Annotated in this window: 7 protein-coding genes and 1 pseudogene; 1 reads left to right on the plus strand and 7 read right to left on the minus strand. The window is 68.7% G+C overall.

Going from position 1 to position 9,265, the window contains the following annotated elements:
• The 5 genes from B4F19_RS02860 to B4F19_RS02880 form a co-directional block, all read right to left on the minus strand.
• The coding region (locus B4F19_RS02860; RefSeq protein ID WP_292732731.1) for a DMT family transporter at nucleotides 1–884 on the minus strand (884 nt) is incomplete at its 3' end.
• 73 nt (nucleotides 885–957) lie between these two features.
• Nucleotides 958–1,680: an ABC transporter ATP-binding protein gene (locus tag B4F19_RS02865; RefSeq protein ID WP_292728012.1), complete on the minus strand. Its 723-nt coding sequence runs from the start codon at nucleotides 1,678–1,680 to the stop codon at nucleotides 958–960.
• Nucleotides 1,673–2,605 (minus strand): ABC transporter ATP-binding protein, encoded by a 933-nt coding sequence (locus B4F19_RS02870; protein WP_228177978.1) that lies wholly within the window; start codon nucleotides 2,603–2,605, stop codon nucleotides 1,673–1,675. Before B4F19_RS02870 ends, B4F19_RS02865 begins: the two co-directional genes overlap by 8 nt.
• A 1-nt stretch (nucleotide 2,606) precedes the next feature.
• Complete coding sequence (locus B4F19_RS02875) at nucleotides 2,607–5,237, minus strand: FtsX-like permease family protein (RefSeq protein ID WP_292732733.1); 2,631 nt, start codon at nucleotides 5,235–5,237, stop codon at nucleotides 2,607–2,609.
• A gap of 3 nt (nucleotides 5,238–5,240) precedes the next feature.
• Nucleotides 5,241–7,109 carry a hypothetical protein gene (locus tag B4F19_RS02880; protein ID WP_292732735.1) on the minus strand — a complete coding sequence of 623 codons (1,869 nt, stop codon included), beginning with the start codon at nucleotides 7,107–7,109 and terminating at the stop codon, nucleotides 5,241–5,243.
• A 44-nt stretch (nucleotides 7,110–7,153) separates the two neighbouring features.
• Between B4F19_RS02880 and B4F19_RS02885 the strand changes: the two genes are divergently transcribed.
• Nucleotides 7,154–8,395 (plus strand): sensor histidine kinase, encoded by a 1,242-nt coding sequence (locus B4F19_RS02885; protein WP_292728019.1) that lies wholly within the window; start codon nucleotides 7,154–7,156, stop codon nucleotides 8,393–8,395.
• Here the strand turns inward: B4F19_RS02885 and B4F19_RS02890 are convergent.
• The gene (locus tag B4F19_RS02890; protein ID WP_228177972.1) at nucleotides 8,371–8,736 is read right to left on the minus strand and encodes a PLD nuclease N-terminal domain-containing protein; all 366 of its coding nucleotides are present in this window, start codon (nucleotides 8,734–8,736) and stop codon (nucleotides 8,371–8,373) included. The two genes, B4F19_RS02885 and B4F19_RS02890, sit on opposite strands and share 25 nt — an antisense overlap.
• Nucleotides 8,737–8,773: 37 nt before the next feature.
• A pseudogene (locus tag B4F19_RS02895) lies at nucleotides 8,774–9,265 on the minus strand (6-phosphogluconate dehydrogenase (decarboxylating)); the annotation flags it as partial.

Consider the following 9,265-nt stretch of genomic DNA (forward strand, 5'->3'; position numbering starts at 1 on the left):
GTGATCGAGGCGAGCCGCCAGACCGCCCACATGGCGCCCGCGCCGGCCACCGCAAACACTCCGAAGCTCCACAGCGGTGCCCCGACTGCCTCGCCGAGCACCGTAATGCCGAGGATGACGGCGATGAAGGGATCGACAATCGTGAGGCCCGCGACGACGGTCTGCGGAGTATTTACCGTGTGGGCCGTCTGGACGAAATAGATCGAGAGCGCCCCGGCCACCGCGATCCCGACCAGGCACGCGATCGTCAGGAGGTTGGTGTCGTCGATACGGAAGTCCTGCGATGCCAACGCCGTCTGGACGCGCAGGATGACGGTCTTGCCGAGCGTCGCGACGAAACCTGCGAACAGCCCCCCGAGCACGACGTAGGCGACAGGGGGGATGCCCCGCCGGCGCAGCAGTGCAAGAACAGCGAAGGTGACGGCGAGAACCACGAGCAGAATGATCAGGATCAGGATGAGTTCACGGTCGGTGATCGTCGTCTGCACGCTGACGGCGGCCGCGACACCGACGAACGCCGCGAGGCTGGCGACAGCGACCAGGATCGCAACGATCTCGGCACTGCTGGGTCTGCGCCGCGTGACCACCGCGGTGAGCGCGGACGCAAAGACCAGCGCGATGACACCGACTGGCTGTACGACGATAAGGGGTGCGAACGCCAGAGCGGTGAGCTGTGCGAGGATCGCCAGCCCGAACAGCACGGAGCCGAGAAGCCAGACCGGAGTTCTGGCAAGCGCCCAGAACCCCGCGGCCCCCAGTCCCGAAGTACTCTCGCCCTTCGCTCGCTCCACTCCGACTGATTGGAGGTGGTTTCCGACAGTGAGCAGCGCCGCTGACAACACGGCAAGCGCGATACCGATGATCGGAAACGAACTCAGCTCCATGTGGGTCCCCCGCTGTCCCGCCGTGTCACCTGGCGCTCAGGCTATCCGACAGCGCAGGATCTAGGGACGCCGATCAGCCGGATGCCGCGGGCTGCGCGAGAACGCCTCGTTCGGTGAGCACCCCATCGTGGATCTCCAAGACCCGGTCCGCGCGCGCCACGATCGACGGGTCATGTGTCGAAAGCAGCACCGCGACCCCGTCGTCGTGCGCGACCGAGGCGATGAGATCGATCATTGCATCGGCGGTGTGCGAGTCGAGCTGGCCGGTCGGTTCATCGGCCAGCAGCACCCGCGGCGACGCCGCCAGAGCCCGAGCGATCGCGACACGCTGACGCTGACCGCCAGACAGTTCCGACGGACGCTGCCCGGCGTGGCCAGCCAGGCCGACCCGCTCCAGGAGCGCCGCGACCTGCTCGTCGCGCGCGCCCGGTTCGGTCCGGGCGATCCGCAGTGGGATCTCGACATTCTCGGCGGCGGTGAGCGCGTCCAGAAGTCCGAACGACTGGAAGATGAAGGCGACGTCCTCACGCCTGACCCTGTCGAGGTCACGCTCCGAGGCATCCGTGATGACGACCTCTCCGACGCGGGCCGATCCGCTCGACGCCGTCTCGATACCGCCAAGGACGTGCAGGAGGGTCGTCTTTCCCGCCCCCGAGGGGCCGATGAGCACGACGAGTTCGCCCGGGTACAGCTCCAGCGAGGCCCCGACGAGGGCGTGCACCTCTCCGGCGGGCGTCACGTGGGTCACCGACAGGTCGGATGCCGTGACCACGGGCTCCACGGAACGCTCACTCATCCGTAGCCTCGCCTCGTGTCTCTCCGGCTCCGCCCCGGCTTGCAGAGCCCTCGTGACCGGGCCGCACCGCGACATGATCGGCCTGAAGCTGTAGTCGCACCCGATCACGCAGGCCCAGGCTCGTCAGGTAGTCCGCCGGCAGCTGCATCCGCCCGACTCGGTCGAGCACGACGAACTCCTCGGCCATGGCGTGCTCGCGTCCGTCGTCATCGGTGTGAGTCCAGCGCAACACTTCGGTTGCCGTACGACCGTCCCGGATCTGGACAGTCCGCTGGACGTGCTCAGAGACCGCCGGGTCGTGGGTGACGATCAGAGCGGTGGTTCCCAGCTCGGCGTTGACCTGCTCGAAGGTGCGAAGAACCTCCGCCGATGCTTCCTCGTCGAGGTCGCCGGTCGGCTCATCGGCCAGCAGCACCCGAGGCTCATTGACCAGTGCGACCGCGATCGCGACGCGCTGCTGCTGCCCGCCCGAGAGCTCTGCCGGGTGCCGGCCTGCCAGGTGGGCAGCCCCGACGAGATCCAGCATCCGCAGCGCACGCTCCTTCGCACGAGGCTTGCGCCCGATGGCTGCGGCCAGCTCGACGTTCTCGAGCGCGGAGAGGTAGGGCAGCAGGTTCCGCGCTGTCTGTTGCCAGACGAAGCCCACCACATCGCGCCGGTAGGCCACGCGATCGCGGTTGGTCAGCGACGGCAGGTCACGGCCAGCGACCACAGCCTTCCCCGCCGTGGGGGTATCCAATCCCGACAAAATCGCCAGCAGCGTCGATTTGCCTGAACCCGAGGCTCCGACGAGTGCGACAAGTTCCCCGCGACCGACGAACAGGTCAAGGCCCTGGAGGGCCTGCACCTCGATATCGGCGACGGTGAAGATCCGCACGAGTCCTTCGCAGTGGATGTCGGCTTCAGCCGAGGGTGCTGGTGTCATCTCAGTCCTCCCCCATTCGCAGCACTGTCGCCGTCGAGGTCGCGCGAGCACTCAGCACGCCGCCGATCACGGCGAGGGCGAGAGCTGCCAGCACGATCGCGACGAGCGTAGCGCTCAGGACGGGATCGATGAAGAGCGAGGGCTGGCCGCCCCCACCGGTGAACGGGCGCAGATCGATGGAGAACACGATCAGAAGGGGCAACAGGATGCCGAGAGCCCCGCCAGCCACCAAGGCGGTGACTCCGAGCGGAACGAACTCCCACGCCACGACGCCGCGTGTCTCGCGGCGCCCCATGCCCATCGTGCGCAGCAGCGCAATGACGCGGGAGCGCGCATCGCGGGTCACGCCGGCCACGACGAGGACGGCAACCGCCGACAGCGCGATCGCGATACCGACCGCGCTGAGCAAGGCGACCTGCAGGGCCGTGACCGCCGGAGAACTGCGGATCTCGTCGGTTGAGGCATCCAGCAGACTCACCGAGAACGTGCCGCCGATGATCTGACCGACCCGATCAATGACGGCAGCGGCGTCGTAGCCCGGTGCGAGCTCGATCAGCACCGTGCGCGGGAAAAAGCCCTTGCCGGTGAGTGCGGTGTAGTCATCGGCCCCCATCACGACGAACTCCGACGAAGCCGTGAGACCCAGAATCTGCTCGATCGGTTCGGCTGCCTCCGCAGGCGCCCCCGAAATGGCGTCGATCGCTCCACCGAGCTCGGCCGCGAGCGCCGTCGAGGGGACGACCTGCACGGGGATCTCCCCGTCGGCGAGTCCCCCGGGGAAGGCTCCCACCATTCCGTCCTGCACAGCCGCGAGCGCCGTCGGATCGGTGGCGATGACCTCGGCGGTTACGCGGCCCCCGGGGCCCGTGACCGGCAGATAGTCGCCGCGCAGCAGGCCCGCGACGGCCGCGACACCCTCGACCCCCCGGATCGTGTCGAGCTGATCGGCATCAACGTACGGGCCGGAGATCTGGATGTCTGCGCCGACCATGCGCTCAGCCGCGACGACGGCGCCACGGTCGACGGTGGCAAGCACAACCGAGGAAAACACCGCGATCGCGACGGCCACGAGCATCGCGAGCACTGCCGCCGTCCCGGCAACCGGTTCCCGGACGGCGCGCGCGGCGCCCACGAGCCCTGTTGCCCCGCGGCGACGCCGTTGCACGCGCAACGCCAGCGCGAGGGGGATCGGATGCAGCCGAACGACGATCAGCGCGAGAGCTACTGTCAGCAGCAGCGGCGCGGCCACCGCGAGCGGATCGAGAGCTCCAGCGCCCGCGCCGCGGACCAGCAGCACGGTCACGGCTCCCGCGGCGAGCACGACCCCGAGAGCCTCCGTCGCCAGCATCGGCAGCGTGCGGCGCCTTCGATCGAGGTCTTCCCGACCGACAGCGAGGAGATGTCGGGGCAGTGCGAGAGCAAGTGCCGCGGCCGGAACCGCACCCGCGAGAACAGCGAGCGCGACAGGGACCCAGCCTGCGTCCGAGGGAACGAGGAAGACCCCGAGCGCGGCCGCAAGGACACTGACTGGCACGCCGAGGAGCGCGCCCTCGAGAGCGAGCAGGCGCCGCAGTTGCGCCGAGGCGGCGCCTCGGGCAGCCAGCAGCGCCAGCTGCAGCCGACGCCTGCGAACCATGAGGGCAGCAGCGAGGACCTCGAGCGAGAAGGCCACGACAACGGGGCCCACCGCTGCGACCGCGAGGATCGCTCGTGTCGCCTCGGTACGTCCGACGGCGGTGCCGAGCGCGGTGACCAATCCAGAGTCGAGCGATACGCGAACAGCGCCACCCGGGCCCAGCGGCAGCGGTGACGTGACGATTGCGCGAATCGCGGGAAGCAGCTGCGCGACATCGACGTCGGCGGCACCGGCAGCATCGACCGGGTACCACACGACCACCGTCCCTGGCGGGTCGAGCACCTCCCAGGTCCCGGGATCGATCCAGGCGGCGGAGGTCGCCACCGGACGCCGGTTCCCGTCGTCGAAGACGGTTGCCGTAAGCGCTGTTGGCAGATGAAGCCAGCGCGGATCATCCGGATCTGCTGCTCGCACCGTCGCCGTCAATACCAGCTCGAGCGGTGCCGTCGCGGTGAGAATCGTGCGCCGCTCTCCGATCGGCCACTCCATCGTGGCGGCCGCGTCCTCCGACAGGGTGATCTCGATCGGCCCGGAACCCGACCACGCACTCGGCCACGCCCCTTCGGCAATCTGCAGGTGCACGAGGGCATCCGGCTCTGCCATGAGGTGAACGTCAGTAAAGGGCGAGGTCGGCCCCAGAGCCTCCGGCGATGCCCGTAGCGGATCGGTGTAGACCGCGACCTCGCCATCACCGACCAGGCTCTGAACGATCGACGGCCACTGATCTCGCGCGCTCGACAGTGACGATTCCAGGCCCGGGATGCCGCCATCGGGCACGACCGCCGATACCGTCCCGGTCAGGTCTCGTGTTGTCGGGGCGAGCTGCCCCACCTGGTGAGCTACCTCGTCCCGAGTGACCTGGACGAGCATGCGGGGCGCAACGGAGATGAGCAGAGCAGTCAGCGCAGCAAGAACGACGATGACCGTCGCGGCACCGCGCGGCATGCCGAAGCGACGCCGCAGCAGGCGGAGAACCGAGAGGCGATTCGGTGGCATCCGTTACTCGTCCTCTCGGATCAGCCGCGCGAGCGCTCGCGGAAGACGGACCCACCAGGCAATGGCGAGTCCACCGACCAGCAGCACCGCCAGCAGCACGAGCAAGGCGGGAACATCGACCTGGATGCCGACGGGGTAGGCAGCGGGAAGATCACCGGATGCCCACCGGACAGCCGGAGGCACCGTCGCCGCTGCCGTCACCGCTCCCCCGATGATTCCGGCCACGAAACCGACGACGAGCGCCGTCGTATTTTGCGTTGCCACCACCGTGGTCGCACCTCGCCTGCCGGCTCCCACAATGGACAGCAGCGCCGCGTCGCGGGCCTCGACTCCGCTGACTCTGCCGCGCAGGACCAGCAGAGTCAGGGCGATGAGGACGGACCCGATCGCCGACACCTGAAGGATTGATCCCTGGGCGACACGGTCTGCTGCAACAGCCGGATCGGGGGCGAGCACGACCACCTGCGGGTACTCCCGTTCGATCAGCGCGGCGGAGGCACCGGGGTCGTCGGCGGCGATCCAGAGCTGATTGGGCTCGACCCGCTCCCCCGACACGACGGCCAGGCGCGCGAGATCTACGAGAAAACCTCGCGAGCCGGGTGTCCCTGGGATAACGGGAACCACGCCGGCGACCACCAGGTCCGCAGTCAGTGAGGGCGAGGAGGCATCCAAGGCAAGGGAGTCACCCTCGATCAGCCCCAGATCGTCGGCGACGTCTTGCGACACGAGAGCGGGGATCTGGCCGGCACTCGAAGGTCGGCTCAGGCGCTCGGACCACTCGCCCGGGTCGACGACACCGGGGATCGCCGTCATCACCTCGCGGATCTGCTGTGATTCCAGCGCCAGGATCGGGACGCGGTCGCGCTCCGAGCGCGTCGAGGGCATGCTTGCAACCAGTTGACGGCCTTCCATTGCGGCGTCCGCCCCGGCTGCGGCGGAAATTGCCGAGGGTGTGACGTCCGCGGGGATGGTCACGACGCGAAGGTCTGCGCCCACCCGCAGCGCTTCCGGTCCTTCGCCGACACCGACAGCGCTGGAGGTGTACGAGGCTGCCACGACGCTTATTCCGACCGCAATGGCGACGGCGATCATCGATGAGGCGGAGCGCCCGGGCCTGCGAGAGAGCCGCCGCAGCGCCGTGACGAGGATGAGGCCCCGACTCCGGGACGCCGCGCTGCTGAGCATCCGGAGCCCGGCAAGGGCGAGAACGGTCGATGCAGTGGCAACCACGAGCAGGAGCAGCGCCGGGGCCAGGAACGAGATCGGATCCACACCGAAGGTCAGAAGGCGCCAGGTCGCCACCCCGGTGACGATGGCGACGACAATGATCGCAGCGACAGCGACCGCGACGCCCCGCGCCGGCGGGCTCTCGCGACCGGCGAGCAGCCCCGCGGCACCCGCAGTGCCGACGACGAACACCGCAACACCCGTAGCCGTCAGCACGACCTGCGCAGCGGCTGCCGTCAGCATCCACAAGAACACACCGGCTCCGAGAGCACCGGCGAGGCCCGCCACCGTTGCGATGAGGGCGGCCTCGAACACCGCCATCGTCACGAGCCGGCGCGGCCGCATGCCGCGGGCCAGAAGCAATCGCGTCTCGCCGGCGCGTGACCGGGTCACTTCCGCTGCCGACAGCACCGCGGCCAGGGCGACCGGCAGCGCGAGCATTCCAACCGCGACCGCGGCGACACCGGCTGACCCGTCGCTCGCCAACCCTTCTTCTGCCGAGTGCGCCACCCGAGCTGCATCCACCGACGCTGCTGCGCTGACCAGCGCGCCCGAGAGCCCCGCGAAGACTGCCAGGGCCACAAGTGACGCACGCGCGGCGCCAGCGCGGCGGAGGGCGAAACGGATGCCTCCGCTCACTCGCACCCGCTCCGCATCCTGGCACTCTAGCCGAGGGCCCTGCCCAGCGGATGGCCGCGGGGTTGAACGCGACAGGCGGCGCCGTCGTCTCCGACGAGAACGTGCAGCGCATCGCAGCGGGCTCGCTCGGCATCATTCTTCTCGACGGCGAGGGCGTGCTCGCAGCCGCGGGAATCCCCGAAGCCGATGTCCCGACGATTGTGGCTCGCGCCGCTCACGAGCCAACCGATATCGACGGTCGGTACCTCGCCGAAACGATCGACACGACGGGCTTCTCGCTGACGTTCAGCGACAACGAGAGCGAAGTCCCGGTGACCTCCGCCGTGCTCGTGGTGCGCACAACCGATCGCGAGGCCAATGGCGTTCTCCTGATCTCGGCGCTCTCGGTGACGGCGGTGGTGACGACCATCATCCTCATCATTGCGGCGGCGATCGTCGTCGGTCGTGGTCTTCGCCCACTCACGGCGATGGCTGAGCACGCCGAGCGGATCGCAGAGGGCGACCGCACCCTCCGTCTTCCGGTCGAGAGCAGCGGCGACCCGGCAATCGCTCGCATGGCGAGCACCGTGAACCTCGCCTTCGATGTGCAAGAGGATGCCGAAAACCGCATGCGCTCGTTCGTCGCAGATACCTCGCACGAGTTGCGTACGCCGCTGACCACAGCGAGCGGCTGGGTCGAGCTCTACCTGCGTGGTGGTCTGACCGACCCCGATGCCCTCGCAGAAGCGATGGCGCGCGTGGAGCGACAGCTGGGGCGAATGAGGCTGCTGACGGACGAGCTGTCCCTGCTCGCGCGGACCGACTCCGGCCGGCCCCTCGAGAACACGCCGGTCGATCTCGCCGCCGTCGCCGCAGAGGTGGTCTCGGACGCTCGCGTGCTGCATCCTGAACGCCGTCTCATCGTCGACACCGATGGTCCCGCGCGGGTCCTCGGCGACGAACCTCGGTTGACCCAGGTCGCGCGCAACCTCGTCGGTAATGCGTTGCAGCACACTCCGCCGGATGCCGACGTCACGGTCAGCACACGGATGAACGCCGACCGCGTCATCCTGCGCGTACACGACACCGGACCAGGCATCCCGGCCGAACAACTACCGCATGTGTTCGAGCGGTTCTGGCGGGGCGACACCTCCCGCCATTCTGCGGGCTCGGGCCTCGGACTCGCGATCGCTCATGCCCTGGTCAGCGCACACGGCGGCATCCTGCGCGTCACCAGCGCGCCGGGCCAGGGAACGACCTTCGAAGCGAATCTTCCCGCGCTGGACGGTCAGCCTGCCGAGCCGTCGCGGTGATCGCGCTTGCGCTTCTCGATCTCAGCCCGAAGTCGCCACTCCTCGATCTCGAGGTCCAGATCGGCTAGCTGCTGCTCGGTGCTGCGCGTGTCGCGGGGCCGCACGGGGGCGCTCGCCGGCGGAGCCCCTTTGTCGGTGTACTCGCGCCAGGGCGCCGGCGCACGCTGATAGTCCCGTCCCAGTGCGAACCAGAAGACACTGCCCAGCAGCGGCACGAGAACGATCAGAATCACCCACGCGACCTTGGGGAGGTAGCGCACGCGATTCTCGGAGATGACGATCGCGTCGATGAGCGCACCGATGCTCAGTGCGATGACGAGGACCGAGAACAGCACTGGCATGCCGACAGCCTAAGCACAGGCCGCGCAGCCGTGAAGGTCAGCCAGCCTGATCGGACTTGCGAGCACCTGCCTCGAGCACATCCCCGGTGGGAAGCTCGTGGTGGCCACCGAACTGCAGGCGCATCGCCGAGAGAAGCTGGTTGGCGTAGTGATCCTCATCACGGGATGCGAACCGCTCGAACAGCGCTGCAGAGAGCACGGGAGCGGGAACCCCCGTGTCGACGGCGGCCTTGACGGTCCAGCGGCCCTCGCCCGAGTCGGAGACCCGGCCGGCGAGTCCGTCGAGCGTGGGGTTCTCTTCGAGGGCAGCTGCGGTGAGGTCGAGCAGCCACGACGAGATGACCGATCCGCGACGCCACAGCTCCGCGACCTTGGGGGTGTCGATCGTGAACTGATAGAACTCAGGCTCTTCCAGCGGGGCGATCTCGGCCGAATGTTCGGCTTCGCGGACTCCCGCGTCGGCGTTCTTGAGGATGTTCATCCCCTCGGCGAGCGCGGCCATGATCCCGTACTCGATGCCGTTGTGGAC

This window comes from Microbacterium sp. UBA1097, from assembly GCF_002313585.1.
Classification (GTDB): domain Bacteria; phylum Actinomycetota; class Actinomycetes; order Actinomycetales; family Microbacteriaceae; genus Microbacterium.